This window comes from Pseudomonas sp. H1h, from assembly GCF_000633255.1.
In the GTDB taxonomy this organism is placed as follows: domain Bacteria; phylum Pseudomonadota; class Gammaproteobacteria; order Pseudomonadales; family Pseudomonadaceae; genus Aquipseudomonas.
The window spans coordinates 130095-156922 of sequence record NZ_AYMJ01000011.1 but is presented as its reverse complement, the minus strand read 5'-3'; the positions used below and the strand labels follow the sequence as shown (position 1 = coordinate 156922).

21 protein-coding genes are annotated in these 26828 nt (G+C 61.2%); 8 read left to right on the top strand and 13 right to left on the bottom strand.

Annotated features, from left to right (window positions below; genetic code table 11):
* Position 1: 1 nt before the first annotated feature.
* The 10 genes from U862_RS0108615 to U862_RS0108570 form a co-directional block, all read right to left on the bottom strand.
* Positions 2-994, bottom strand: coding sequence for a VWA domain-containing protein (locus U862_RS0108615; RefSeq protein ID WP_025110023.1), 993 nt, complete (start codon positions 992-994; stop codon positions 2-4).
* The gene (locus tag U862_RS0108610; RefSeq protein ID WP_025110022.1) at positions 981-1580 is read right to left on the bottom strand and encodes a DUF4381 domain-containing protein; all 600 of its coding nucleotides are present in this window, start codon (positions 1578-1580) and stop codon (positions 981-983) included. Before U862_RS0108610 ends, U862_RS0108615 begins: the two co-directional genes overlap by 14 nt.
* Entirely contained in the window at positions 1577-2515 is a 939-nt protein-coding gene (locus tag U862_RS0108605) for a DUF58 domain-containing protein (protein ID WP_025110021.1), read from the bottom strand. The genes U862_RS0108610 and U862_RS0108605 overlap by 4 nt, the downstream gene beginning before the upstream one ends.
* 8 nt (positions 2516-2523) lie before the next feature.
* Complete coding sequence (locus U862_RS0108600) at positions 2524-3504, bottom strand: MoxR family ATPase (protein WP_025110020.1); 981 nt, start codon at positions 3502-3504, stop codon at positions 2524-2526.
* A gap of 19 nt (positions 3505-3523) precedes the next feature.
* Entirely contained in the window at positions 3524-4474 is a 951-nt protein-coding gene (locus tag U862_RS0108595; RefSeq protein WP_025110019.1) for a transporter, read from the bottom strand.
* Between the two features lie 12 nt (positions 4475-4486).
* Positions 4487-5890, bottom strand: a complete 1404-nt coding sequence (locus U862_RS0108590; RefSeq protein ID WP_025110018.1) for a DUF1254 domain-containing protein — start codon at positions 5888-5890, stop codon at positions 4487-4489.
* A gap of 13 nt (positions 5891-5903) precedes the next feature.
* Positions 5904-7355: a DUF1254 domain-containing protein gene (locus tag U862_RS0108585; RefSeq protein WP_025110017.1), complete on the bottom strand. Its 1452-nt coding sequence runs from the start codon at positions 7353-7355 to the stop codon at positions 5904-5906.
* 10 nt (positions 7356-7365) lie between these two features.
* The gene (locus U862_RS0108580; protein WP_025110016.1) at positions 7366-8154 is read right to left on the bottom strand and encodes a hypothetical protein; all 789 of its coding nucleotides are present in this window, start codon (positions 8152-8154) and stop codon (positions 7366-7368) included.
* Between the two features lie 312 nt (positions 8155-8466).
* Complete coding sequence (locus U862_RS0108575; RefSeq protein WP_157836063.1) at positions 8467-8712, bottom strand: hypothetical protein; 246 nt, start codon at positions 8710-8712, stop codon at positions 8467-8469.
* A 177-nt stretch (positions 8713-8889) separates the two neighbouring features.
* Positions 8890-9315, bottom strand: coding sequence for a YciI family protein (locus U862_RS0108570; RefSeq protein WP_025110014.1), 426 nt, complete (start codon positions 9313-9315; stop codon positions 8890-8892).
* 133 nt (positions 9316-9448) lie between these two features.
* Between U862_RS0108570 and U862_RS0108565 the strand changes: the two genes are divergently transcribed.
* The 8 genes from U862_RS0108565 to U862_RS0108530 all read left to right on the top strand — a co-directional run bounded on the left by U862_RS0108565 (position 9449) and on the right by U862_RS0108530 (position 23158).
* Positions 9449-9892, top strand: coding sequence for a polyketide cyclase (locus tag U862_RS0108565; protein WP_025110013.1), 444 nt, complete (start codon positions 9449-9451; stop codon positions 9890-9892).
* A 241-nt stretch (positions 9893-10133) separates the two neighbouring features.
* Entirely contained in the window at positions 10134-10634 is a 501-nt protein-coding gene (gene tpx, locus U862_RS0108560; RefSeq protein WP_025110012.1) for a thiol peroxidase, read from the top strand.
* A 175-nt stretch (positions 10635-10809) separates the two neighbouring features.
* On the top strand, positions 10810-12117 hold the full coding sequence (locus U862_RS0108555) for an MdtA/MuxA family multidrug efflux RND transporter periplasmic adaptor subunit (protein WP_025110011.1): 1308 nt from the start codon (positions 10810-10812) through the stop codon (positions 12115-12117).
* Entirely contained in the window at positions 12114-15215 is a 3102-nt protein-coding gene (locus U862_RS0108550) for an MdtB/MuxB family multidrug efflux RND transporter permease subunit (protein WP_025110010.1), read from the top strand. The genes U862_RS0108555 and U862_RS0108550 overlap by 4 nt, the downstream gene beginning before the upstream one ends.
* 142 nt (positions 15216-15357) lie before the next feature.
* Entirely contained in the window at positions 15358-18465 is a 3108-nt protein-coding gene (locus U862_RS0108545) for an efflux RND transporter permease subunit (protein ID WP_025110009.1), read from the top strand.
* Positions 18462-19931, top strand: a complete 1470-nt coding sequence (locus tag U862_RS0108540; protein ID WP_025110008.1) for an efflux transporter outer membrane subunit — start codon at positions 18462-18464, stop codon at positions 19929-19931. Before U862_RS0108545 ends, U862_RS0108540 begins: the two co-directional genes overlap by 4 nt.
* A gap of 305 nt (positions 19932-20236) precedes the next feature.
* A complete protein-coding gene (locus tag U862_RS0108535; protein ID WP_025110007.1) occupies positions 20237-22315 on the top strand; it encodes a bifunctional diguanylate cyclase/phosphodiesterase in 2079 nt (692 codons plus the stop codon).
* 96 nt (positions 22316-22411) lie between these two features.
* Positions 22412-23158 (top strand): SDR family oxidoreductase, encoded by a 747-nt coding sequence (locus tag U862_RS0108530; protein WP_025110006.1) that lies wholly within the window; start codon positions 22412-22414, stop codon positions 23156-23158.
* Between the two features lie 142 nt (positions 23159-23300).
* Here the strand turns inward: U862_RS0108530 and mapR are convergent, their stop codons facing one another.
* From mapR to U862_RS0108515, 3 genes are all read right to left on the bottom strand, one after another.
* The gene (mapR, locus tag U862_RS0108525; protein ID WP_008087199.1) at positions 23301-24710 is read right to left on the bottom strand and encodes a GntR family transcriptional regulator MpaR; all 1410 of its coding nucleotides are present in this window, start codon (positions 24708-24710) and stop codon (positions 23301-23303) included.
* Between the two features lie 132 nt (positions 24711-24842).
* Positions 24843-26273 (bottom strand): cytochrome c oxidase accessory protein CcoG, encoded by a 1431-nt coding sequence (gene ccoG, locus U862_RS0108520; protein WP_025110005.1) that lies wholly within the window; start codon positions 26271-26273, stop codon positions 24843-24845.
* 195 nt (positions 26274-26468) lie between these two features.
* The gene (locus U862_RS0108515) at positions 26469-26717 is read right to left on the bottom strand and encodes a DUF3203 family protein (RefSeq protein WP_025110004.1); all 249 of its coding nucleotides are present in this window, start codon (positions 26715-26717) and stop codon (positions 26469-26471) included.
* Positions 26718-26828: the final 111 nt, after the last annotated feature.

Here is a 26828-nt window from a genome sequence, read left to right as displayed (position 1 = left end):
CTCAGGCCTCCTGTCGCTGGCGGGCAAGTGACAGCCGTGGGCGCAACATGGCGCCCAGGTGATACACGGCCAACAAGGCCAGCGCGGCGCCCAGCGGCCAGTAGAACAACTCGCGCTGTGGCTGGTGGCTGAGGGTTTTCACCTGATGCGGAGTGAGGCGGTCGAGGGTGCTGTAGACCTGATCAAGCGCGCTGCGGTCTTCGGCACGGAAGAACTGCCCGCCGGTGGTCTGGGCGATTTGTTCCAGGCCCTGCAGATTGACCTTCGCCTCGCCCGAAGCACTCGGATCGCCGATGCCGATGGTGTGGATCACCACGCCTTTGTTGGCAGCCATTTCGGCGGCATGGTCCGGGGTGATCGCACTGCTGGTGTCGTTGCCGTCGGTGAGCAGGATCAGCACTTTTTCCTGCTCGTGGGCCTGGTCCAGCAGCTTCAGGCTCAAGCCGATGGCGTCGCCGATGGCGGTGTTCGGCCCGGCCATGCCGATGCCGGTGTCGGCCAGCAACAGCGACAGGCTGGGGTGATCGAGGGTCAGCGGCGCTTGCGGATAGGCACCGCTGCCGAACACGATCAGGCCGATGCGATCATCCTTGCGCTTGTCGATGAAACCTTGCACCACCTCTTTGACGGCCGCCAGGCGATTGATTTTCTCCCCGCCAGCATTGGTGAAGTCTTCGGTTTCCATCGATTGCGAGAGATCGATGGCGAGCATCAGGTCGCGCACCGGTTGTTGGCGCTCGATGGGTTTTTCGACGAACACCGGGCGGGCAGCGGCCAACAGGATCAGCGCCCAGATCAGCAGATTCAATAGCAGTTGCCAGTGATTGCGTCGGTTGCCGACGCTGCTCGGTGTTTGCCCGATCGCGCGGCTCATGGCAGCAAAAAACGGTACGCGCACCGCGCTGCGGGCTTCGTTGTAGGCAGGCAAGTAGCGGTAAGCGAGCCAGGCCAACGGCAACACCAGCAACAGCCACGGGTAATCAAGCTGCCACATGGTGCTGCTCCACCCAATGCTGGCAGATGTCGAACAACGCCTGGCGCTGTTCGGCCGGGAGGGCGCGCAGAGTGGCGTCCGGGGCGTAGGCGAGTAGGGCGAGTTGGGCGCTGAAATCGGCGGGCAGCGCTTTTTTACAGTGCTGCTGCAAGTAACGTTGCCAATCCAGTCCTCCAAGCGCCGCAAGACCCTGCGGGAGCAGGTTTACTCGCGAAAGCGGTGTGCCAGGCGACATGGATGTTCGATGTGCCGATCTTTTCGCGAGCAGGCTCGCTCCCACAGGGCGGGCGTTCCAGTGCCGGGAATGTGCGGGTATTGAGAGGGCCGCGCGTTTTAACAGCTCCGGCAGTTCGCGCAGGGCGCTGAGGTCATCACTGCGCCCGCGCAACTGCGCTAGGCGCTGCAGCGCCTCACGCCGATACTGATCCCGTCGCCATTGGCGATAACGGCGCAGCCCCATCAGCATCGCGCTCAACAGCAGTATCGCGAGCAACACCCACCAGCCCCAGGTCTGCGGTGCATAGCTGACGGGTGCGGGCAAGCCCAGCTCCTGGAGCTGGTCGATACTCGGGATGTTCGGCGTCATCGCCGTGCCCCGGCACTCTTACCGAGTTCGGCGCGCAATTGCTCATGCGCTTCTTCGGCGGTGCTGAACATCATCAGCGGCACCTGACTGCGGCGCAGCAGGGTGGCGACATCCTTGAGCCGGCCGCCGAGGTAATCGCCCAACGGTTGATGCACGTTGCGCTTTTCAACGGCCAGTTCCACTTGCAACTGGCCCTGGGTGACCAGCAGCCGGCCGTCGCCTGGCAGCTTCAAGGCGAGCGGATCGTAGACTTGCAGAGCGATCACGTCGTTATGCGCCGACAGTTGTCGCATCAATTGCAAGGTGCGCTCGCCGGCCCCGGCAAAGTCACTGACAATGCACATCAAATGGTCATGCCCGGCCAGTGCCAGGCAGCGCTGCAAGGCTTTGTCCAGTTGGTCTTCGTCTTCGGCATCGGGGTTGGCAGCGTTCAGCGCCTGATTGTGTTCGACGACGCGACTGAGCAGCGCTTCAACCCGTTTGCGGCTGCGCATCGGCGCGATGCTGTCGATACGCTGATCGTTGAACACCAGCCCGCCGACCCGGTCACCGGCGTTGAACACCATCCATGCCGTCAGCGCCGCGAGCTCGGCAGCCAGCGCAGATTTGAAGCTGCGCTGCGAACCGAAGAACATCGACATGCGCTGATCGACCACGATCAGTGCCGGGCGATCACGCTCTTCGGTGAAGGTGCGCACCACCGGTTTGCCGGTGCGCAGCGAGGCACGCCAGTCCAGATGACGCAGGTCGTCGCCGGGCTGATAGCGGCGCAGCTCATCGAAGTTCAGGCCGCGCCCGCGCAGGCGCGAGGCATGGTTGCCGGCAAGGATGCTGCCCTGCGGCTGGCGCGCCAGAAAACTCAGGTCACGGGCCTTGAACTCCAGCGCCATCAATTGCGCCAGAGAGACATAGACCAGCCCGTCGCTGCTTTGCATATTCAACCTCAGGCAGGAATCGCCACTTTGTCGAGGATCCGGTCCAGCACCTGATCTGCTGTCACGCCATCAGCCACCGCGTCGTAGCTCAGTTGCAGGCGATGGCGCAGCACCGGGTGCACCACCGCGCGCACGTTGTCCGGCGAGACAAAGTCCTGCCCCTGCAACCACGCATCGGCGCGGGCGCAGCGGTCCAGACCGATACCGCCGCGAGGGCTGGCACCAATGGCGATCCAGCGGGCGAGGTCTTCGTCGTAATCGGCGGGGTGGCGGGTGGCGTTGATCAGGTCGATCAGGTAGGTGTCGATGGCCGGCGAGACATGCACCGCACTGACCTCTTTGCGCGCGGCGAAGATCACCTCCTGCGCCAGGCTGAAACCCTTGGCCGGCGCGGTGTTCGCCCCTTGGCTGAACTCTTCGTTGCGCAGCAGGCGCAGCACCTGGCTTTCGTTTTCGGCGCTGGGGTAATCCAGCAGGACTTTCATCAGAAAACGGTCCATCTGCGCTTCCGGCAGCGGGTAAGTGCCTTCCTGCTCGATCGGGTTCTGCGTCGCCACCACAATGAACAATTCCGGCAGTGCATGGCTGTTGCCGGCCACGGTGATCTGCCGTTCCTCCATGGCTTCCAGCAGCGCCGCCTGGACCTTGGCCGGCGCGCGGTTGATCTCGTCGGCGAGGATCAGGTTGCCGAACAAGGGGCCGGGCTGGAAGCGGATCTCGTGTTTGCCCTCGACCTGATGCAGCACCTCGGCGCCGGTGATGTCTGAGGGCAGCAGGTCGGGCGTGAACTGGATCCGGCTCATTTTCGCATCCAGGTGCTTGGCCAGCGCCTTGACCGTGCGGGTCTTGGCCAGCCCCGGCAGACTCTCCAGCAGCAGGTGCCCGTTGGCCAACAGACCGAGAAGGATCTGCCGAATGACTTGATCCTGGCCGAGTACCGCTTCGGCGATGCTGGCTTGCAGGGCGTTGAGGTCGGTGAGTGCAGTCATGAGACAGTCCTTTGCAGGTCTAGAAGAACGCCAGGGTCATGTTGATGGCGAAACCATTGCCTTCCGGGCGGTTCTTGGTATCGAACTCGGGCACCCAGCGCGCGCTGATGCTGGCCTGGGCATCGGCGAACTTGCCGGCCCAGCCGATCACCGGGCCGGCACCGACCGAGCGGCCACGGAAGCCATTCAGTGCGTCGGCGGTCTGGCCCTTGTCGTCAGTGACCTGCTGGATATAACCGGCCGCCAGACCGGCGTTCCAGCCACTGCCAAAACCGTGGGTCCACAGTGCATCGAGGGTGAAGATGTTGCCGTTGCGATAATCAGTGGTGGTGTTTTCGGTATAGAACTCCAGACCGCCGGACAGGGTGAACTCGCCACCCTTGCCATCCAGGTGGGTGAAGGCCACGGTCGGCATGAACGTGTAATTGTTCTGGCCCGGGTTGGCCAGACGGTTCTCGTTATAGGCACCGGTCGGCACGTAGATCGGCAGGGAGAACGCGATGTGGTTCAGTTCATCGAAGTGGTAGCCGGCGGCAATCGGCGTCACCAGTGCATCGGCAAATTGAGTGCCGTAATCGCTGGTGCCGAGGGTCCGTCCGCGCGGGCCGGTGATGGCTGCATCAACGTCGGTGTACTGCAACGGAATGCCGACCGCCGAGGCAAAGTTCCACGGGCCTTTGCCGGTGTCCCAGACGTGGGTCAGGTTGGTCATGGTGTAAGAGACTTTCATGTCGATCCCGGCGCTGATTTCGCCGGAAATCGGCGCACCCCGGCTGCCTTTGAGCGAGCCGTCGTACCAGATGCTGGTCACCGAAACGACCCACCCGGGTTCCGGCGGTACGATCCCGGCATTGGAAAATACCTGCTGACCGGTGATCGGTCGGCCCACACCACCCTCGGCGGCGTACAACAGCGGGCTGCCGATCATGCACAGCGCCAATAAAGGACGCACAACGTAAGGCTTGACCATCACTGACTCCGCTTATTGTTTTGAGTTGACGGGGTTGAGCTGCGGTATTTTCCATTCGCCGCTGGCCACTTCCGGCTTCGGCAGATAGAGGCGCAATACTGCGTAGAACGGCCCGTTCGGTGCCGGCAGCCAATTGGCCTGTCGGGCTTTACCCGGATTCTTGTGCTGCACATACAGGGTCAGTCCGCCGTCGGCATCGAGTTTCAGGTCCGGCAGCATCCGTGAATTGATCAGGTAGCGATTGAGCGGATTGGCGACCAGCCATTTGCTTTTGCCGTCGTACATCGTTAGCGACCAGAACGCATCGGCGGGGGGCAGGGCGCCCTTGGCGAAATGCAGGGTGTAATCGTGTTTCGAGGCGTCGGCCGGTTGGCCGTCCTTGTCGACGAAGTAGCCGAAGTAGTTCGCCTCCTCGGCCGAGTTGCCGAAGATGCCCATGTTGGCGCCGGCGTAGCGATAGAGGTAATTGCCCTTGAGGTGGTCGCGGGTGCCGAACAGGTCGCCGCTGCTGATCTCGTGGGTATCGACCTTGTCTTTCTTGAACGCGGCGAATTCAGCCTTGGCGTCGCTGATGCCGTCCTCCAGTGCCTTGCGCTGCTCGGCAGTGAGTTTGCCCGGATCAAACGGCTGGCCAGCGCCGATGCCGATTTTGGCGAAGCGCTCGAGCAGGTCTTTCTCGACATCCTGCGGCGGGGTGAAGGCGAGCATGAAGTTCAGGTAACGGAACAGGTCCGGGGTTTCGCTCATGCTCGGCGTGGGTGCCGGCCAACTGATTTTTGGCGCCGGCGCCGGGGCTTTCTGTTTCAGGTAATGGCTGAGGGTTTCGACCTTGTAGCCTTTCTGGATCTGCCGGACCTTGCCCAGATCCTTTTCATCGAACAGTTGCGTGCGGTACAGCGCGTAGGTGATGTTGCTTTCGCTGCGCAGCAGGCGGTCGATATTGACCGGTTGCTGACCCTGCCACTGGGGTCCGGCAATCATGAAATGGCCGCCGTTATTGCCGGTGCTGCGCGTGCCCAGATAAGCGAAGTTCTGCGTGTAGGCGTCAATCAGTTGCACCGAGTAGTAGCGGTGCTCCTCGATGGGCGGCAGGGTCAGGATCAGCGGTTCGGTGCGCAGGTCCATCCAGACGAACGAGTAGGGCGTGTCGGCGTTCGGCGTGACGAAGGCGGTGTCCTTGGCGGTGAAGGCCTTGGCGGTGTTGCCGATCTGATTGAACGGCGCCTTGTAGTTCGGGCTCTTGCGATCGACTGCCTGGGTGTAGAGGGTCTTGTACATTTCCACCACCGGGAAACCGTACAGGTAGGCCTCTTTGGCAATACCCCGGGCCTCTTCAGGGGTGGCGCTGAAATCGGCCCAGACGCTGGTGCTCAGGGTAAGGGCGAGGCCGGTCAGCAACAGACTGCGTGTGTGCATGGTGCGTCCTTGTTTATGGCGCGAGCGTGATGTCGTCGAGTTTCCAGCTCTTGTCGAAATACGCTTCGGTCGGCGCGTACAGACGGAAATAACTGAACCAGTGCTTGCCAGGCAGGGTTTGTACCCAGTTGTTCTCGAACCCTTTGGGGGCGGTAGGGCCGAAGTACAGGTCCACCGAACCGTCGGCGTTCTTTTTCAAGTCCTGACGCGAAGACAGATCAGCCTTGCGCTGCGGGTTGTCGATCAGGCAGCGACTGGCGATGTCGTACACGGTCATCGACCAGAACTGCTTGGCCGGCGGATTGGCGCCGAGGTGCAGGCGATAACGCTTGCCGCCGTCGAGCCAGTCACCCTTGGCGTCGGAGTAGGCGCCGAGGTAGGTCTGGCCCAGTCCGGGCGTCCGGGAAATCATGCCTTTGGTGTTGGTGACTGCCTCGTAGAACCACGCGCTGCGTTCCCACAACTGGTCGTAATAGGCCACGCGTTGCGACGGCTCGGCGATGTTCAGCACCCTGTCCCAATGCCGGTCGGGCCAGTACTGGGCGTCGGGAAAGCGCTTGGCGAAGGTGTTGGTCTTGGCGATCAATTCGCCGACCTGTACCCCTTGTTCCAGTGCCTTGCGTTGCCGGGTATTGGGATTGAACGGTTTGTCCTTCTCGATGCCAAGGCTGGCAAGCATCGCCATGTAGAAGCGGTCACGTTCGTTGACCGGTTCTTTCTGGATGATCTGATGCAGGCGCTGCCAATAGGCAATGCCCCGGGGCTGCGTGCCGGACCACGGTTTGCCTTGCGGTGAGAGCAGGCGGGTTTTGCCGGGGGCGCTGCGTTGCGGGTACGGGTACATCTTGAATTTCTCGACCAGCACCTTGCCTTTGGCCGGGTCTGGATCAAGTACGCGAAACCCCACCAGCACGTTCATGGTTTCCGATTTGGCCAGGTAATACTGGCCGGCATCCGCTGGTGGCTCGGCGCCAGGAGGCAGCACCAGATACTTGCCGCCCTCGCCCTTGTCGGGACCGGTCTGGCCCATGTCGATAATTGCCCGCTGCCAGAAATCACCGATACCGCCGGCGGTTGGCCCCGGCGGCAACTCGATCACCAGAGGCCCGGTTTCACTCAAGTCGACGAAACCCAGAATGTAGGGCGTGGTGGCGTTGGCAGTGATCACGCCGAGCTTGTCTTCGTAGCTGTCGAGGACCATCAGATCGCCGCTGCGTGCGCCGAGTTTGTCGCGAAACTCTTCCTGCCACTGGGCGTAGGACACCAGCGGCAAGGCCCACAGATAACTCTGGGTGGCCTGCTGGAAGTCCAGTTCGGCGTACAGGCTGGCGATCGAATCATGGGCCGGTAACTCGCCGTCCATGGCGATCTTGCCGATGCGAGTATCCAGGTCCTGCGCACCGACGCCGCAACTGGCGAATAATGTCATGAGGCTGAAACCGGCTGCGCGCAGTGCAATGTGCATCGCAATATCCTTATTTTCCGAATGTCACGTTGATGCCTGTGTACAGGGTGAACTGCGGCAGGCCGTCGCCCTTGCGGTCTGCGGTCCACTGCGGCTCGACGAACGCGTTGAGTATGTTGCTGCCCGACTTCCAGACCTTGCCCAGGCCCAGCCCGACAGGGATGTAGTGAGTGTTGTTTTTCAGGTCGAAGGTCCAGGTGCCGGTGGAGCGCAGGTACCAGCCCTTTTCCAGGTTATGGATGATGAACGGCTGCAGCGTAGCGCTTTCGACATGGGCGCGGGCGCTGTCGCCGGCAAACGAGCTCTGGTACTGCACCAGTGCGCCGAGCAGGCCGCGTGGCGAAGAATCGATGGCCACCGCGGCCAGGCCGCCCTGCCATTTGCCGGTGCCCAGTTCATCCTGTTCGGCGGTCGGTGCGGTGATCAGCGGCCCGATGCCGAGCTGTATACCTTCGGTTTTCAGGATGAAGATATCGAAAAGGTTCAGATCACCGATGCCGGTGCTGTAGCCATTGTGCGGATCGGGGCGGGTGCTGATCGGCAATGTTGCGCGCACCAGTTGTGGTACGCCGATGAAATCGTTGGGCGCTATCGGCAAGGTGCCGCGCAGCAACACGTCGTTGGTATGCGCGTTGGAGTCATAGAGTCGGGGAGTGTAGGAATCCTGCAGGTTCGCGCCCGGAGCAATGTTCAACGGGTTGTTGCTTTTATTGGCCTCTTCGGCGTTATCCGCCTGGGCGCACGTAGCGGCCAGCGACCCGGCCAGAAAGAGAGTCTTCCCCACTCGATTGAACTTCATCCCCGATTCCCTGGTGGCTTATAGACAGCTCGGCACTTGTCGGCCGTTTGGTCGTAATTTCTTTTTTATCAAGCCTGTAGGACAGTCCGATTGACGCTAGCAGCTTATGGGGAGTTAGCCAGTCGAATGGATTAATTCTTTGGTTTTGTATACAGAATCACACTTGTGTTGTGTGCTAAGGGTTAAGTGTTTCGCCAAAGATGGCGCTTTCGCGGGCAAGCCACGCTCCCACAGTTGTTTTGTGGTGACGCTGCCGGATGCGCAACCCGCCATCCATCTCCAGAATCCGCCCGGTGTAGAGATCGATCACCATCAGCGACGATTGATCAACTGACTGAATGCAACCCGTTGTGGGAGCGGGCTTGCTCGCGAAAGCGGTGTGTCATTCAGCTGCTCATCAGTTGTTTGATCCGCCGCCTTCGCGAGCAAGTCCGCTCCCACAGTTGTTTTGTGGTGACGCTGCTGGATGCGCAACCCGCCATCCATCTCCAGAATCCGCCCGGTGTAGAGATCGATCACCATCAGCGACGATTGATTAGCTGACTGAATGCAATCCATTGTGGGAGCGGGCTTGCTCGCGAAGGCGGTGTGTCATTCAGCTCATCAGTTGTTTGATCCACCGCCTTCGCGAGCAAGCCCGCTCCCACAGGACTGAGGGCTGTCCACAAATCGTTGACCTGTGGGAGCGTGGCTTGCCCGCGATGGCGATCTCAAATTCAGCGAAGAGCTTCAAGGTCAGACGTTTTTCTTCGCCTGCTCACGAATCCGTTCTTCCTGCGCCCGTGCCTCGGGCGTGAACTCGGCGCCGAAGTCTTCGGCGGAAAATATCTGCCGAATCTCGATTTCAGACTCGCCCGGCATCGGGTTCGGGCAGCGCTTGACCCATTCGATGGCTTCTTCCTTCGACTTTACTTCCCAGATCCAGTAACCGGCCACCAGCTCCTTGGTCTCAATGAACGGCCCGTCGATGACGGTGCGCTTGTCGCCGGAGAAGCGCACGCGGGCGCCTTTGCTGCTGGGGTGCAGGCCGTCGGCGTCGATGAGGATGCCGGCCTTGACCAGTTCTTCGTTGAAATTGCCCATGGCGGTGATCAACTCTTCGCTGGGCATGATGCCGGCTTCGGAATCGGCGCTGGCTTTGACAAGGATCATGAATCGCATGGCGGTTGCTCCAGGGTATTGGGGGGATTCACTGCATAGTCGAACGCGCTAGGCTTGAATCGACAGGGTCGTTAAATAAAAGATGCAGCCCGGCGTTTTAACAAGTACCTACTCACCACGGAATGTGTCCGCGATGCCTGTTCTGGAACTGACCACGCTGATCCCCGATCGTACCCCGGCGCAGGTGCTGGACTTTTGTCTTGAAGGGGAGAATTTTCCAAAGATCTTCCCTGAGCGCATCACCCCACTGGGTGATATCGATCCGGATCAACTGCGGATCGAGGCTGGGCGGCAGTTTCGCTTTCGGCACTGGATGTTCAACCTGATTCCATCAAACTGGACGGTGGTGATTCGCGAAGTCGGTAACAGCCATTTTGTCGATGAGATGCTCAAGGGGCCGCTGCGTGCTTTTCGTCATGAACATCGAGTGGCCGCGGGTGAGGGCGGTACTCTTTATACCGATCGGGTGACATATGCAGCGCTTGGCGGTCGGTTCAGCGAGCGTCTGCTGGTGGACGCATACATGCGGCGAATCTTCGAGGCGCGGCACCGCAACATGCTGCAATTGCTCAAATGACAACGCAAATCCCCTGTAGGCGTGAGTCTGCTCGAGATTGCGTCAAGTCAGTCACCGAATTGTTGGCTGATGAGCGGCCATCGCGAGCAGGCTCACGCCTACAAGGGGATTCCTGCGGGTTGTATACAATTTTTTGTGCGAGCACCCAACAATTTCAATCGGGGCATAGGTCGTCGGACAATTTCGTGGTTAACTTCTGCCTCTTGCATGCTCAATAACCACGTTCAGAAGGACTAAAGTCATGGCTCAAGTCACCCTCAAGGGCAACCCGGTTCAAGTCAACGGCCAGTTGCCACAAGCCGGTTCCAAGGCGCCAGCCTTTTCCCTGGTTGCCGGCAATCTGTCCGACGTCACCCTGAAAGACTTTGCCGGCAAGCGCAAAGTGCTGAACATCTTCCCAAGCGTCGACACCCCGACCTGCGCCACTTCGGTGCGCAAGTTCAACGCTCAGGCCAACGACATCGCCAACACCGTGGTGCTGTGCATTTCGGCTGACCTGCCGTTTGCCCAGGCTCGCTTCTGCGGCGCCGAAGGTCTGGAAAACGTGCAGAACCTGTCGACCCTGCGCGGCACCGAGTTCATCCAGAACTACGGCGTAGCCATCGCTGACGGCCCGCTGAAAGGCCTGACCGCCCGTGCGGTCGTTGTGCTGGACGAAAACGACAACGTGCTGCACAGCGAACTGGTCAAGGAAATCGCTGAAGAGCCAAACTACGAAGCAGCACTCGCCGTACTGAAATAAGCGTTTTTACAATTGTTAACGGCCTGGCCCTGTCCAGGCCGTTTTCATTTGTGTATCAGTGTTTTGCCTCACACCTTGAAACGTAAGTTGAAGGTAAATTGCCGGTAAAGCTGCTTTGCTAATTCCCTGCCAGTGCTTATCGTTCAGCCTCCCGTAAAAGAAGCCCACGCGCCCAATGGTTAATCACTCCATGCAATCGTCCCCTCGCAACTCCCGTCGCTGGCTGATCAGCCTGCTCGTCCTGTTGGTCATCGCCGTGCTCTGCTGGAAATTCTGGCCCGCCGGTTCGGCCCACAAGGAGGGCGGTGAGAAGGCTGCGAACGGCCATGCCGGACGTTCGGGGATGATGCGCCCAGGCTTCGGTGGCGGCACCGGGCCGATTCCGGTGCGCGTGGCCCCGGCAGTCACGGGTGACTTCCCGCTGTATTACAAGGCACTGGGCACGGTGACTGCGCTCAACACCATCAACGTGCGCAGCCGGGTGGGCGGCGAACTGGTGAAGATCAATTTCGAGGAAGGGCAGATGGTCAAGGCTGGCGACCTGCTGGCAGAGATCGATCCACGTCCGTACCAGAACGCCTTGCTGCAGGCCGAAGGCACCTTGCTGCAGAATCAGGCACAGTTGAAAAACGCTCAGGTCGATGTCGAGCGTTATCGCGGCCTGTACAAGGAAGACAGCATCGCCAAGCAGACGCTGGACACCGCCGAAGCGCTGGTCGGCCAGTATCTGGGCACGGTCAAGACCAATCAGGCGGCGGTCAACGACGCCAAGCTCAATCTCGAATTCACCAGGATCCGCGCACCGATTGCCGGTCGCGTCGGCCTGCGTCAGCTTGATGTCGGCAACCTGGTCGCCGCCAACGACACCACGTTCCTTGCGGTGATCACGCAGACCCAACCGATCAGCGTGGTCTTTACCCTGCCGGAAAACAGCCTCGAAACCGTGCTCGCCCGCTACCACAGCGGCGCCAAACTGCCGGCCGAGGCATGGGATCGCGGCGATACCAAAATCCAGGCCAGCGGCGTGCTGCAAAGCCTCGACAACCAGATCGACGTTGCCACCGGCACCCTGAAATTCAAGGCCCGTTACGACAACCGCGATCAATCGCTGTTTCCCAACCAGTTCGTCAACGTCCACCTGCTGGCTGACACGCTGAAAAGTGTCGTGCTGGCGCCGTCGGCGGCGATTCAGTTCGGCACCAACGGCACTTTCGTCTACGCGCTGGACGGCGACAAGAAGGTCACCATCCGCCAGCTGAAAATCGGTGCGAGTGACGGCAATAACACCGTGATTACCGAAGGCCTCGCGGCGGGCGACCGCGTGGTGCTCGAAGGTACCGACCGCCTGAAGGAGGGCAGTGAGGTGGAAGTGGTCAACGACAGCAATGACGTGCCAACCACTCCGACCGGGCACCTGCAGGGCAAACCCGCTGCCAACGCGCCGGACGCCGCTGCGACTGACAAGGCCAAGAAGGGCGCATGAACATTTCGCGGCTGTTCATCCTCCGTCCGGTAGCCACCACCCTGAGCATGCTGGCCATTGTCCTGGCCGGCCTGATTGCCTATCGGCTGCTGCCGGTATCGGCATTGCCGCAGGTCGATTACCCGACCATCCGCGTCATGACCCTGTACCCCGGCGCCAGCCCGGACGTAATGACCAGCGCCGTGACCGCACCGCTCGAACGCCAGTTCGGGCAGATGCCGGGCTTGACGCAAATGGCTTCGACCAGTTCCGGCGGTGCTTCGGTACTGACCCTGCGTTTCAGCCTCGACATCAACATGGACGTCGCCGAACAGCAGGTGCAGGCCGCGATCAATGCCGCGACCAACCTGCTGCCGACCGACTTGCCGGCGCCGCCGGTGTACAACAAGGTCAACCCGGCGGACACCCCGGTGCTGACCCTGGCGATCACCTCGAAAACCATGTTGCTGCCCAAACTCAATGACCTGGTCGACACACGCATGGCGCAGAAAATCGCCCAGATCAGTGGCGTCGGCATGGTCAGCATTGCCGGCGGGCAGCGTCAGGCGGTGCGAATCAAGGTCAACCCTGAGGCGCTGGCGGCCAACAGCCTGAACCTGGAAGACGTGCGCACCCTGATCGGCGCGTCCAACGTCAATCAGCCCAAGGGTAACTTCGACGGCCCGACCCGGGTCTCGATGCTCGATGCCAACGACCAGCTGACCTCGCCCAAGGACTACGCCAACCTGATCCTCGCCTACAAGAACGGCGCGCCGTTGCGGCTCAAGGATGTGGCGCAAATCGTCGACGGCGCCGAAAACGAGCGTCTGGCCGCCTGGGCCAACGAAAATCAGGCGGTGCTGCTGAACATCCAGCGGCAGCCAGGCGCCAACGTGATTGAAGTGGTCGACCGGATCAAGGCGCTGTTGCCGAGCATCACTGACAACCTGCCGGCCGGCCTCGACGTCACCGTGCTCACCGACCGTACCCAGACCATCCGCGCCTCGGTCACCGACGTGCAGCACGAACTGCTGATCGCCATCGCGCTGGTGGTGATGGTGACGTTCCTGTTCCTGCGTCGCGCCAGTGCCACGATCATTCCGTCCGTGGCGGTGCCGCTGTCGCTGATCGGTACCTTTGGCGTGATGTACCTGGCCGGGTTCTCGGTCAACAACCTGACCCTGATGGCGCTGACCATCGCCACCGGTTTCGTGGTCGATGATGCGATCGTGATGCTGGAAAACATCGCGCGCTTCATCGAAGAGGGCGACAGCCCGATGCAGGCCGCGCTCAAGGGCGCCAAGCAGATCGGCTTCACCCTGATTTCCCTGACTCTGTCGCTGATCGCGGTACTGATTCCGCTGCTGTTCATGGCCGACGTGGTCGGGCGGCTGTTCCGCGAGTTCGCCATCACGCTGGCGGTGGCGATCCTGATTTCCCTGGTGGTCTCGCTGACATTGACCCCGATGATGTGCGCGCGACTGCTCAAGCGTGAGCCGGAAGCCCACGAACAGGGTCGTTTCTACCGGGCCAGCGGTGCCTTCATCGACTGGATGATCGCCGCTTACGGGCGCAAGCTGCAGTGGGTACTCAAGCACCAGCCGCTGACCCTGCTGGTGGCCATCGGCACACTGGCGCTGACTGTGTTCCTGTACATGGTGGTGCCCAAGGGCTTCTTCCCCGTGCAGGACACCGGGGTGATCCAGGGCATTTCCGAGGCACCGCAGTCGATCTCCTTTGCCGCCATGGGCGAGCGTCAGCAGGCGCTGGCCAAAGTGATTCTGCAGGATCCGGCAGTGGAGAGCCTTTCGTCCTACATCGGCGTCGATGGCGACAATGCCACGCTCAACAGCGGCCGCCTGCTGATCAATCTCAAGCCCCACGGCCAGCGTGACCTGAGCGCTACCCAGGTGATCGCGCGTCTGCAGCCACAACTGGACAAACTGGTCGGCATCCGCCTGTTCATGCAGCCGGTGCAGGACCTGACCATCGAAGACCGAGTCAGCCGTACCCAGTACCAGTTCAGCATGTCGTCACCGGATGCCGAACTGCTCAGCCAGTGGAGCGGGCGTCTGGTCGAGGCGTTGGCCCAGCGTGCGGAACTGACCGACGTCGCCAGCGACTTGCAGGACAAGGGCCTGCAGGTCTATCTGGTGATCGATCGCGATGCGGCCTCGCGCCTCGGCGTTTCGGTGCAGAACATCACCGACGCGCTGTACGACGCCTTCGGTCAGCGGCAGATCTCGACCATTTACACCCAGGCCAGCCAGTACCGTGTGGTGCTGCAGGCGCAGGCCGGGGAGACGATCGGGCCGGCGGCGCTGGACCAGATTCATGTCAAGACCACTGACGGCGCACAGGTGCGTCTGTCGAGTCTGGCCCACGTCGAGGAGCGTCAGGCGCAACTGGCGATCACCCACATCGGCCAGTTCCCGGCGGTGATGATGTCGTTCAACCTCGCACCCGGTGTGGCGTTGGGGCACGCGGTGGACATCATCGATCAGGTGCAGAAGGACATCGGCATGCCGATTGGCGTGCAGACCCAGTTCCAGGGCGCAGCCGAAGCGTTCCAGGCCTCGCTGTCGAGCACCTTGCTGCTGATTCTGGCGGCGGTGGTGACCATGTACATCGTGCTCGGCGTGCTCTACGAGAGTTACATTCACCCGATCACCATCCTGTCGACCTTGCCGTCGGCGGCGGTCGGCGCCTTGCTCGCCTTGCTGCTCAGCGGTAATGACCTGGGCATGATCGCGATCATCGGCATCATCCTGCTGATCGGTATCGTCAAGAAGAACGCGATCATGATGATCGACTTCGCCCTCGACGCCGAACGCACCCAGGGCATGGCGCCGGAACAGGCGATCTATCAGGCGGCGCTGCTGCGCTTCCGGCCGATCCTGATGACTACTCTGGCCGCGCTGTTCGGCGCGGTGCCGTTGATGCTCGCCACCGGTTCCGGGGCTGAGTTGCGACAGCCACTGGGTCTGGTGATGGTCGGCGGTTTGCTGGTGAGCCAGGTGCTGACCCTGTTCACCACACCGGTGATCTACCTGTATTTCGACCGCCTGGGCCGGCGTTTTGGCAAGACCAATGCCGACCCTGATGAGGTGGCGGTATGACTGTCTGGACCCATACCCCTTGTGGGAGCGGACTTGCTCGCGAACGCGCTGGATCAGTCGCTATCAATGTTGAATGTCACATTGCATTCGCGAGCAAGCCCGCTCCCACATTGGGTCGGTGTGATGCTGGGGATTGCGGTCAATGAACCTCTCCGGTCCTTTCATCAAGCGCCCGGTCGCGACGATGCTTCTGAGCCTGGCGATCATGCTCCTGGGTGGCGTCAGCTTCGGTCTGTTGCCGGTGTCACCGCTGCCACAAATGGATTTCCCGGTGATCGTGGTTCAGGCCAGTCTGCCCGGCGCCAGTCCCGAGGTAATGGCGTCCACGGTGGCCACGCCGCTGGAACGCTCGTTCGGTGCGATTGCCGGCGTCAACACCATGAGCAGCCGCTCCAGCCAGGGTTCGACCCGGGTCATTCTGCAATTCGACCTCGACCGCGACATCAACGGCGCCGCGCGCGAGGTGCAGGCGGCGATCAACGCTTCGCGCAACCTGTTGCCGAGCGGGATGCGCAGCATGCCGACCTACAAGAAGGTCAACCCGTCGCAGGCGCCGATCATGGTGCTGTCGCTGACTTCGGATGTGCTGGAAAAAGGCCAGCTCTATGATCTGGCTTCGACCATTCTGTCCCAGAGCCTGTCTCAGGTGCAGGGCGTGGGTGAAGTGCAGATCGGTGGCAGTTCGCTGCCGGCGGTACGTATCGAACTCGAACCGCAGGCGCTGAATCAGTACGGCGTAGCCCTCGACGATGTACGCAAGACCATCGCCGGGGCCAATGTGCGCCGGCCCAAAGGCTCGGTCGAAGACGGCGAGCGCCTGTGGCAGATCCAGGCCAACGACCAGTTGGAGAAGGCCAAGGATTACGAATCGCTGATCATCCACTACAACAACGGCGCGGCCCTGCGTCTGAAAGACGTGGCCAAGGTCAGCGACGGCGTCGAGGACCGTTACAACAGCGGCTTCTTCAACGATGACGCGGCGGTGCTGCTGGTGATCAACCGCCAGGCCGGCGCCAACATCATCGAGACGGTCAACGAGATCAAGGCGCAGTTGCCAGCCCTGCAAGCGGTGCTGCCGGCCAGCGTGAAGCTGAATCTGGCGATGGACCGTTCGCCGGTGATCAAGGCCACCCTGCACGAAGCGGAAATGACTCTGCTGATCGCCGTGGCGCTGGTGATTCTGGTGGTGTTCCTGTTTCTCGGTAACTTCCGTGCTTCGCTGATTCCGACGCTGGCGGTGCCGGTGTCGCTGGTCGGCACCTTCGCGGTGATGTACCTGTATGGCTTTTCGCTGAACAACCTGTCGCTGATGGCGCTGATCCTGGCCACCGGACTGGTGGTGGACGATGCCATTGTGGTGCTGGAGAACATCTCCCGGCACATCGACGACGGCATCAAACCGATGAAGGCTGCGTATCTCGGGGCCAAGGAAGTCGGTTTCACCCTGCTGTCGATGAACGTGTCGCTGGTGGCGGTGTTCCTCTCGATTCTGTTCATGGGCGGGATTGTCGAGAGCCTGTTCCGCGAATTCTCCATCACCCTGGCGGCGGCGATCGTGGTGTCGCTGGTGGTCTCGCTGACCCTGACGCCGATGCTCTGCGCACGCTGGCTCAAGCCGCACACGCCCGGGCAGGAAAACCGCCTGCAACGCTGGAGTCGCAAGACCAATGACTGGATGGTCGGCAAGTACGCCACCAGCCTCGACTGGGTGTTGCGCCATCGACGTCTCACCTTGCTCAGCCTGATCATCACGGTCGGGGTCAACGTCGCGCTGTACGTGGTGGTGCCCAAGACATTCATGCCGCAGCAGGACACCGGCCAGTTGATCGGTTTCGTGCGCGGCGACGACGGCCTGTCGTTCAGCGTGATGCAGCCGAAAATGGAAACCTTCCGCCGCGCCGTGCTCAAGGACGAAGCGGTCGAGAGCGTAGCCGGGTTCATCGGTGGCACCAACGGCACCAACAATGCCTTCATGCTGGTACGCCTGAAACCGATCAAGGAACGCAACCTCTCGGCACAGAAGGTCATCGAGCGTCTGCGCAAGGAAATGCCCAAGGTTCCCGGTGCTCAACTGATGCTGATGGCAGACCAGGACCTGCAGTTCGGCGGTGGTCGCGAGCAGACCACCTCGCAATACAGCTACATCCTGCAAAGCGGTGATCTGGGGGCGTTGCGCGAGTGGTACCCGAAAGTCGTCGCTGCATTGCGCGCACTGCCTGAGCTGACGGCCATCGATGCCCGTGAAGGGCGCGGTGCGCAGCAGGTGACGCTGATTGTCGACCGCGATCAGGCCAAGCGCCTCGGGGTCGACATGAACATGGTCACGGCAGTGCTGAACAACGCCTACAGTCAGCGGCAGATCTCGACCATCTACGACAGCCTCAACCAGTATCAGGTGGTGATGGAGGTCAATCCGAAGTACGCGCAGGATCCGGTGACCCTCAACCAGGTGCACGTGATTACCGCTGACGGTGCACGGATTCCGTTGTCGACCATCGCCCACTACGAAAACAGCCTGGAAGACGACCGGGTCAGCCACGAAGGCCAGTTCGCCTCCGAAAGCATTGCCTTCGACATGGCCGAAGGGGTGACGGTGGAGCAGGGCAGCGCGGCGATCGAGCGGGCGATTGCCAAGGTTGGTTTGCCGGAAGACGTGATCGCGAAAATGGCCGGTACCGCCGACGCCTTTGCCGCGACCCAGAAGAGCCAGCCGTTCATGATCCTCGGTGCGCTGCTGGCGGTGTATCTGGTGCTTGGGGTGCTGTATGAAAGCTACATTCACCCGCTGACGATTCTGTCGACGTTGCCATCGGCCGGGGTCGGCGCGTTGCTGTCGATCTATGCACTGGGCGGCGAGTTCAGCCTGATCTCGTTGCTCGGGTTGTTCCTGTTGATCGGGGTGGTGAAGAAAAACGCGATCCTGATGATCGACCTGGCGCTGCAACTGGAGCGTCATCAGGGCCTGTCGCCACTGGAGTCGATCCGCAGCGCCTGTCTGCAACGGCTGCGACCGATTCTGATGACCACCCTGGCGGCGATCCTCGGCGCCTTGCCGTTGCTGCTCAGTCGCGCCGAGGGCGCGGAAATGCGTCAGCCGCTGGGCCTGACTATCATCGGCGGGCTGATCTTCAGCCAGGTGTTGACCCTTTACACCACTCCGGTGGTTTACCTCTATCTCGACAAGCTGCGCCACCGCTTCAACAAGTGGCGTGGCGTGCGTACTGACGCCGCACTGGAAACTCCGCTATGACTGACCGTTCGCTTATCAATCTGGCCACTGTCCGGGGCTCGCGTTTGTTGAGCCTGTCGCTGTGCGTGGCGATGCTCAGTGCCTGCGCTGTCGGCCCGGACTATCAGCGTCCGCAGACCGCTGACGTCGCGCAATACAAGGAAGCCAAGGGCTGGCGTCAGGCCAACCCCAGTGACTCACTGGCCCGCGGCGCCTGGTGGGAGCTGTATGGTGATCAGCAACTCAACGCTCTGGTCGCGAGGCTCAACAACGCCAACCAGACCGTCGCCCAGTCCGAAGCCCAGTACCGCCAGGCCCAGGCCCTGGTGCGCAGTGCCCGCGGGGCGTTCTACCCGAATGTCGACCTGAGTGTGGGCAAGACCCGCTCCAGCCAGGGCACCGGCAGCAGCAGTTCCAGCCTGAGCAGCTCCTCCAGCGGGATTCGCGACACCTATAACGCGCAATTGGGCGTCAGTTGGGAAGCGGACGTCTGGGGCAAGCTGCGCCGTGGGCTTGAAGCCAACGAAGCCAGCGCCCAGGCAAGCTTTGCCGATCTGGCGGCGATGCGTCTGAGCCAGCAATCGGACCTGGTGCAGAACTACCTGCAGTTGCGCGTCATCGATCAACAGAAGCGCTTGCTTGAATCGACGGTGGCGGCGTACGAGAAATCGCTGCAAATGACCCAGAACCAGTACCGCGCCGGGATCTCCGGGCGTGATGCGGTGGCCCAGGCGCAGACCCAGTTGAAAAGTACTCAAGGCGATCTGGTCGATCTGATCTGGCAGCGCGCGCAGTTCGAAAACGCTATCGCGGTACTGACCGGGCAGGCGCCGGCCGAGTTCAGCATCGCTGAGACGCAGAACATTCCGAACCTGCCGCAGATTCCCCTGAGCTTGCCGTCGCAACTGCTGGAGCGGCGTCCGGACATCGCCTCGGCCGAGCGCTCGGTGATCGCCGCCAACGCCAATATTGGCGTGGCGAAGGCTGCGTACTACCCGGACCTGACCCTGAGCATGAGCGGCGGCTACAGCAGCAGTACCTCGAAAGACCTGTTCAGCCTGCCCAACCGCTTCTGGTCGGTCGGTCCGAAACTGGACTTGCCGATCTTCGACGGAGGTATTCGCTCGGCCGAAGTCGATCGCACCGAAGCGGTGTATGACCAGACTGTCGCCAAGTACCGCCAGACTGTGCTCGACGGCTTCCGCGAGGTGGAAAACTATCTGGTGCAATTGAAGGTGTATGAAGACGAAGCGGCGGTGCGTCAGGAAGCGCTGGATGCCGCGCGCGATTCGTTGCGCCTGACCCAGAACCAGTACAAGGCCGGATTGATCGCCTACATCGATGTAGTGGTGGTACAAGCCACTGCGCTGAACAACGAACGCACGGTGCTCAATATTCTGCAGAGCCGCTTGATTGCCAGCGTGCAATTGATTGCCGCGCTGGGCGGTGGCTGGGATGGACAACTCGACGTCAGCGACAATCGCTGATCTGCGGTAACGCAATATCTGTGGGAGCGAACCTGCTCGCGAAGGCGTCAGTTCAGTCGACATCTGCGTTGAACCTGACGGCTTTTTCGCGAACAGGCTGGCTCCCACATTGATCTTGCAGATTGCACAAATCGTCGGGACAAGGCCCGGGCCAGAGCCTTGCAGAACGATCAAACAAGCGTTTCATCGGGTTGATGGCAAAATGCTTACTTTGTCAGTGCGTTCTTCTGCGCAATCAGTACAATCGCCGCATTTGCCCGGCCGAGAATGGACGCAGTACGGCGCGGGTGGTTGCGAGAATTCCCATGCTCATCGGTAATTATTCCTTCACTCTGGTTTTCATTTCGCTGTGCGTGGCGATTCTGGCGTCGTATACAGCGCTCGATCTGACCGGGCGCATCGCCACCGCCCGTGGGCGCGCGGTGCATTTCTGGACGGCGGGCGGCGCGCTGGCGATGGGCGTCGGCGTGTGGTCGATGCATTTCATCGGCATGCTCGCGTTCAAGCTGCCGATCGACCTGGGCTACGACATCACGATTACTGCACTGTCGCTGCTGATTGCAGTGCTGTCCTGCGGGTTTGCCTTGTGGCTGGTCAGCCAGCCGAAACTGCCGGTTCTGCAACTGGCTTTCGGTGCGTTGATCATGGGCGCCGGGATCAGTGCCATGCATTACACCGGCATGGCAGCGCTGCGCATGACCCCGGGGATCGATTACGACCCGACGCTGTTCGGCGCCTCATTGCTGATCGCGGTCGGTGCTTCGGCGGCGGCGTTATGGATCGCCTTTCGCCTGCGCCAGCACTCGCCTTATGTGCGCCTGATCCGTGGCGGCGCGGCGGTGATCATGGGCATTGCGATTGTCGGCATGCATTACACCGGCATGGCCGCCGCGCAGTTTCCCGATGGCAGTTTTTGTGGCGCGACGCTCAACGGGCTCAAGGGCAACGGCCTCGACAGTCTGGTACTGATCACCACGCTGGCGGTGCTGTCGATTGCCTTGCTGACCTCGATTCTCGATGCTCGCCTCGAAGCGCGCACTGCCGATCTGGCGCATTCGCTGACCCTGGCCAACCGCGAGCTGACGCAACTGGCGCTGCACGACACCCTGACCGGCCTGCCGAACCGCATGCTGCTGGACGACCGGATCAATCAGGCGATGAAAAAGGTCGAGGAGCAGGGCGGGTGTTTTGCGTTGATGTTCATCGATCTGGATGGTTTCAAACCGGTCAACGATGCGTTTGGCCACCACATGGGTGACCAGTTGCTGCGCGAAGTCGGGGTGCGTCTGCGCGAAGACTTGCGCAGTCAGGACACGCTGGCGCGGATCGGTGGCGATGAGTTCGTCCTGCTGGTGCGCCTGACCGAGCCCAACGATGCCCTGAGCCTGGCGGCCCGCCAGGTCGGCTTGATCGCCCGGTCGTTCTGCGTGGCCGACCATGACCTGCAGATTTCCGCCAGCGTCGGCATCGCCCTGTACCCGGGCAATGGTCACAACGCCCAGGAACTGTTGATGAATGCCGACGCGGCGATGTATCACGCCAAGGGTGGCGGCAAAAACGGCTACAGTTTCTTCGACGCCTCGATGAACAACAACGCCCGCAAGCAACTGCAACTGTTGCAGGATCTTCGCGCCGCGCTGGAGCACAATCAGTTCAGCCTGCATTACCAGCCCAAGTTCGATGCCGCCAATGGCCGTCCGGTCGGCGCCGAAGCGTTGCTGCGCTGGCAGCACCCGATCCAAGGCATGTTGCTGCCGGACAAGTTCATCGATCTGGCAGAGAAGACCGGCGTGATCATCGCCATCGGTGAGTGGGTGCTCAACGAGGCCTGCCGGCAGATGCGCGAATGGTACGTGCTCGGTTACACCGATTGGCGTATCGCGGTGAACCTCTCGGCGTTGCAGTTTTGCCACGCGGGACTGGTGCAGAGCGTGGCGAAGGCGCTGGCGACGCACCATTTGCCGGCCAACAGCCTGACCCTGGAAATCACCGAGACCACGGCCATGAGCGACGCCGATGCGAGCATGACGGTGTTGCAGGAGTTGTCGGACATGGGCGTTGATCTGTCGATCGACGATTTCGGCACCGGCTATTCGAGTTTGATGTACCTCAAACGCTTGCCGGCCAACGAGTTGAAGATCGACCGCGGTTTTGTCCGCGATCTTGAGCATGACAGTGATGACGCGGCGATTGTCTCGGCGATTGTCGCGTTGGGTCAGGCGCTGGGTTTGCGGATCGTCGCCGAAGGCGTGGAGACCGGTGTGCAGCAGGATTTCCTCACGAAACTGGGCTGTGATTCGTTGCAGGGCTATCTGCTGGGGCATCCGATGCCGGCGGATCGCTTCATGCAGAGCATCGTCAGTGCGCAGCAGGCGGTGCTCTGATATCGATGTGGCAATGATCAGACACCATGCAAAACCATCCAATGGCGGTTATTCTTCCCCCCGACTGTTACGTGTGCATTTGGGGGAAGGGCCAGCATGGATAAAGTCATTGTGATCACCGGTGGCGGGCGCGGAATCGGCGCGGCTACGGCGTTGTTGGCTGCCGAGCAAGGCTATCGGATTTGCATCAACTACCAGCAAGACGAGCAGGCCGCGCAAAGCGTGCTGGAGCAAGTGCGGGCGCTGGGGGCGCACGCCATTGCGGTGCGCGCCGATGTCAGCATCGAAGACGAAGTGATCGCACTGTTTCACCGGGTCGACACCGAGTTGGGGCGGGTCACCGCGCTGGTGAACAACGCCGGCACCGTCGGGCACAAATCGCGGGTCGATGAAATGTCCGAATTCCGCATTCTCAAAATCATGAAAACCAATGTCCTGGCGCCGATCCTCTGTGCCAAGCACGCGATCCTGCGCATGTCGCCCAAGCACGGCGGGCAGGGCGGCAGCATCGTCAACGTGTCGTCGGTGGCGTCACGCCTGGGCTCACCGAATGAGTATGTCGATTACGCGGCGTCCAAAGGCGCGCTCGACAGCTTCACCATCGGTCTGTCCAAGGAAGTGGCGGGCGAGGGGATTCGGGTCAACGCGGTGCGTCCGGGCTACATCTACACCGATTTCCACGCTTTGAGCGGCGATCCGGATCGGGTCAGCAAATTGGAGTCGGCGATTCCGATGGCCCGTGGCGGGCGGCCGGATGAGGTGGCGGAGGCGATTGTCTGGTTGTTGTCGGACAAGGCTTCTTATGCGACGGGGACGTTTGTTGATCTGGGAGGTGGTCGTTGATCTTCGGTAGTTGTATTGCCTGATCCGGCCTCTTCGCGAGCAAGCCCGCTCCCACAGTCCACCGAGTTTCTCCAGATGGAATGCGGTCTACTGTGGGAGCGGGCTTGCTCGCGAAGGCGTCATTAGTGGGAACATCGAACGGTCAGAACGACCGCACGATCCGCCCCAACGTCTCCATCGCCTTTTCCGAGTCCTCGGTCCACGGGCTGCCGTAATTCAAGCGAATGCAGTTCCTGAAGCGCTGGGTCGGCGAGAAAATCGGCCCCGGGGCAATGCTGATCCCCTGCGCCAATGCCATTTGAAACAACTTCAGCGAATCCATCTGCGGTGGCAATTCCAGCCACAAAAAGTAGCCGCCCGCCGGCTGGCTGACGCGCGTCTGCGCCGGGAAGTAACGGGCGATCGCTGCGAGCATCGCGCTTTGCTGTTCTTCCAGGGCGTAGCGCAATTTGCGCAGGTGGCGATCGTAGCCGCCGTGTTGCAGGTAGTCGGCGATCGCCGCTTGCGCTGGCATCGAGGCGCACAGCGAGGTCATCAGTTTCAGTCGTTCGATTTTCTGCGCGTAGCGCCCTGCGGCAACCCAGCCAATGCGGTAGCCGGGGGCCAGGCTCTTGGCAAACGAGCCGCAGTGCATCACCAGCCCTTCGGTGTCGAAGGCTTTGGCCGGTTTCGGTGCTTGCTGGCCGTAATAGAGTTCGGCGTAGACATCGTCTTCGATCAGCGGCACCTGATGCCGGCGCAGCAGTTCGACCAATTCCTGTTTCTTCGCCTCGGGCATGGTTGCGCCCATCGGGTTCTGGAAACTGGTCATGCACCAGCAGGCCTTGATCGGATGGCGTTCCAGGGTCTGCGCGAGGACGCCGAGGTCGATGCCGTCACGCGGGTGCACGGGGATTTCCACGGCCTTGAGTTTCAAACGCTCCAGCACTTGCAGGCTGGCGTAGAACGCCGGGGCTTCGATGGCCACCAGATCACCCGGCTCGGTCACCGCTTGCAGGCACAGGTTCAGCGCTTCAAGGGCACCGTTGGTGATCAGCAGCTCTTCCATCGGCAGCATCAGCCCGCCGACCATGTAGCGCAGGGCGATTTGCCGACGCAGTTGCGGGTTGCCCGGCGACATGTCGGTGACCACCATGCGCGGGTCCATCTCCCGCGCCGCACTGGCCAGTGAGCGCGACAGGCGCTGCAGCGGGAACAGGGTCGGGCTGGGGAACGCCGAGCCGAAGGGCACGGTGCTTGGGTCCTTGATCGATTCCAGCACCGAGAACACCAGTTCGCTGACGTCGACTTCAGTGGAGTCGTTGACGTGGCTGCTGATCACCGGCTCCGAAAACGGGCTCGGTGCATGGGTGTTGACGAAGTAGCCGGAGCGCGGCCGGGCGCGGATCAGACCGCGACGTTCCAGCAGGTAATAGGCCTGGAACACCGTGGACGGACTGACCCCGTAAGTCTGGCTGGCATAGCGCACCGATGGCACCCGTTGCCCGGGGCCGAGGACGCCAGAGCGGATCAGTTCAGCGATGTCGTCGGCGAATTTTTCGTAGCGTTTCATCATGGGTCCGGGTTGGGTTCATTCTGGAAGACCGCGTCGCCTTCATTCGCGAGCAGGCTCGCTCCCACATTGGAATATGCTCACCTGTGGGAGCGAGCCTGCTCGCGAATGGCCGCGCCGCAGTCTAAGGGATCAGCGATTCATCGGCGCCACAAACCTGCTTTTCGCTACGCTATAAATCGCAGGTTCGTCGCTGTCGGCAATCTTGAAACTCAAGGTCTGCGAGCTGCTGGCCGGGCGTTCCGTGGTCATTGCCACCGACACCGGCACATCGACAATCTCCCCCGGTGCCAGGCTCAGTTCGGTCTTGCCCTGCAACTGGAAGCCGTCGCCATCGACCAGGCTCAGGTTGTAGTCCTGACGCTGTTGGGTCTTGTTGATCACCTTGAGGGTGTAGATGTTCTCGATCTGGCCCTGACCGTTCTCGCGGAACAGCCCACGGTCCTTGGTCACGTCCAGCGAGACCATCGGCCGTTCGACCAAGGCCAGCGCGAGTGCACCGATCATCGCCACCAGCACGACGACGTAACCCACCAGTCGTGGTCGCAGCAGATGGGTCTTGCCACCCTGCAATTCGCGTTCGGAACTGTAGCGGATCAGGCCGCGCGGGTAGTTCATTTTGTCCATGATCGAGTCGCAGGCGTCGATGCACGCTGCGCAACCGATGCATTCCATCTGCAGGCCGTCGCGAATATCAATGCCGGTCGGGCAGACCTGCACGCACAACTGGCAGTCGATGCAATCGCCCAGGCCGGCTTCGGCCGGCTTTACGTCGCGTTTGCGCGGGCCACGGTTTTCGCCCCGGGCCACGTCATAGGAAATCGCCAGAGTGTCTTTGTCGAACATCACGCTCTGGAACCGCGCATACGGGCACATGTGCATGCACACGGCTTCGCGCAGCCAGCCGGCATTGATGTAGGTGGCGGCGGTGAAAAACAGTACCCAGAACAGGCTGACCCCGCCGATTTGCAGGGTGAACAGCTCTTCGGCCAGCGGGCGGATCGGCGTGAAATAACCGACGAAGGTCAGCCCGGTCATCACGCTGATTGCCAACCACAAGGTGTGCTTGGCCGCACGCCGGGCCAGTTTGTTCAGGCCCCACGGCGCCGCTTGCAGTTTGATCCGCTGATTGCGTTCGCCTTCGGTGATTTTCTCGCACCACATGAAGATCCACGTCCAGGAACTCTGCGGGCAGGTATAGCCGCACCAGACCCGGCCGGCGAACACGGTGATGGCGAACAGACCGAACGCGGCAATGATCAGCAGTGCCGAGAGCAGAATGAAATCCTGTGGCCAAAAAGTCGCGCCGAAGATGTGGAACTTGCTTTCGGCAAGGTCCCACAACACCGCCTGACGGCCGCCCCAGTTGAGCCACACGGTGCCGAAGAACAGCAAAAACAGAAACCCCGCGCCGCTCATCCGCAGGGTGCGGAACAGGCCGGTGAAACTGCGGGTGTGGATGTGATTGTCGGTGGAGCCGGCCTTCGCCTTCATTGGGCGACCAGGCACACTTTTTATGGTTGGCGTTGCTTCTACGGTTCGGACGGGGATTTGTTCGCTCATGGTCATTCGCTCATCAGCCTCCATCAGGCGAATGAACTATGAGCGTCGATCTGTTTGCATAACAGACTCAGATATTTGAATAAAAAGCGGATCAGATGCGCTTTTCAAACGTGCCTGCGACAACTTGAAGCAGCCCGCCGACAAAGGCGCAAACGCCTATCGCAGACGTTTGCACCGGGTGTTGATCAGGGTCAGTCAAATCACCGAATCACTCTCGTCAGCCTTCAGGTGCTTGCGACCGTCCTTGGCGCCTGCGACGGTCAATGCGTCGGCTTCTGCTTCGGTGATGTAAATGCGCCGACCTTCTATTTCAACGAACGACATGGCTTTCTCGCTATCGGTCCTGACCTCCAGGGTGTCGCAAATGCGAATTTCCTCGCCATTCTCGACAGTGAAAAAACACACTTTTTGCTCGGGATTGCTTTCATCGACTCGAAGGGGCATGGGGGCAGTCCTTTTTTCAGGGGTGTCTGAAAGGTTAGGGCGCAGGCGTCGCTGATCGTTCTGCGCAACTGATTAATGGTCGCCGCTGTCCATCCTCTATCGACCCTTTAC

Bases quoted from the DNA above. Each gene is read 5' to 3' on its own strand.
- U862_RS0108615 (WP_025110023.1), bottom strand. From the start codon at position 994: ATGTGGCAGCTTGATTACCCGTGGCTGTTGCTGGTGTTGCCGTTGGCC.
- U862_RS0108610 (WP_025110022.1), bottom strand. From the start codon at position 1,580: ATGACGCCGAACATCCCGAGTATCGACCAGCTCCAGGAGCTGGGCTTG.
- U862_RS0108605 (WP_025110021.1), bottom strand. From the start codon at position 2,515: ATGCAAAGCAGCGACGGGCTGGTCTATGTCTCTCTGGCGCAATTGATG.
- U862_RS0108600 (WP_025110020.1), bottom strand. From the start codon at position 3,504: ATGACTGCACTCACCGACCTCAACGCCCTGCAAGCCAGCATCGCCGAA.
- U862_RS0108595 (WP_025110019.1), bottom strand. From the start codon at position 4,474: ATGGTCAAGCCTTACGTTGTGCGTCCTTTATTGGCGCTGTGCATGATC.
- U862_RS0108590 (WP_025110018.1), bottom strand. From the start codon at position 5,890: ATGCACACACGCAGTCTGTTGCTGACCGGCCTCGCCCTTACCCTGAGC.
- U862_RS0108585 (WP_025110017.1), bottom strand. From the start codon at position 7,355: ATGCACATTGCACTGCGCGCAGCCGGTTTCAGCCTCATGACATTATTC.
- U862_RS0108580 (WP_025110016.1), bottom strand. From the start codon at position 8,154: ATGAAGTTCAATCGAGTGGGGAAGACTCTCTTTCTGGCCGGGTCGCTG.
- U862_RS0108575 (WP_157836063.1), bottom strand. From the start codon at position 8,712: ATGGATTGCATTCAGTCAGCTAATCAATCGTCGCTGATGGTGATCGAT.
- U862_RS0108570 (WP_025110014.1), bottom strand. From the start codon at position 9,315: ATGCGATTCATGATCCTTGTCAAAGCCAGCGCCGATTCCGAAGCCGGC.
- U862_RS0108565 (WP_025110013.1), top strand. From the start codon at position 9,449: ATGCCTGTTCTGGAACTGACCACGCTGATCCCCGATCGTACCCCGGCG.
- tpx (WP_025110012.1), top strand. From the start codon at position 10,134: ATGGCTCAAGTCACCCTCAAGGGCAACCCGGTTCAAGTCAACGGCCAG.
- U862_RS0108555 (WP_025110011.1), top strand. From the start codon at position 10,810: ATGGTTAATCACTCCATGCAATCGTCCCCTCGCAACTCCCGTCGCTGG.
- U862_RS0108550 (WP_025110010.1), top strand. From the start codon at position 12,114: ATGAACATTTCGCGGCTGTTCATCCTCCGTCCGGTAGCCACCACCCTG.
- U862_RS0108545 (WP_025110009.1), top strand. From the start codon at position 15,358: ATGAACCTCTCCGGTCCTTTCATCAAGCGCCCGGTCGCGACGATGCTT.
- U862_RS0108540 (WP_025110008.1), top strand. From the start codon at position 18,462: ATGACTGACCGTTCGCTTATCAATCTGGCCACTGTCCGGGGCTCGCGT.
- U862_RS0108535 (WP_025110007.1), top strand. From the start codon at position 20,237: ATGCTCATCGGTAATTATTCCTTCACTCTGGTTTTCATTTCGCTGTGC.
- U862_RS0108530 (WP_025110006.1), top strand. From the start codon at position 22,412: ATGGATAAAGTCATTGTGATCACCGGTGGCGGGCGCGGAATCGGCGCG.
- mapR (WP_008087199.1), bottom strand. From the start codon at position 24,710: ATGAAACGCTACGAAAAATTCGCCGACGACATCGCTGAACTGATCCGC.
- ccoG (WP_025110005.1), bottom strand. From the start codon at position 26,273: ATGAGCGAACAAATCCCCGTCCGAACCGTAGAAGCAACGCCAACCATA.
- U862_RS0108515 (WP_025110004.1), bottom strand. From the start codon at position 26,717: ATGCCCCTTCGAGTCGATGAAAGCAATCCCGAGCAAAAAGTGTGTTTT.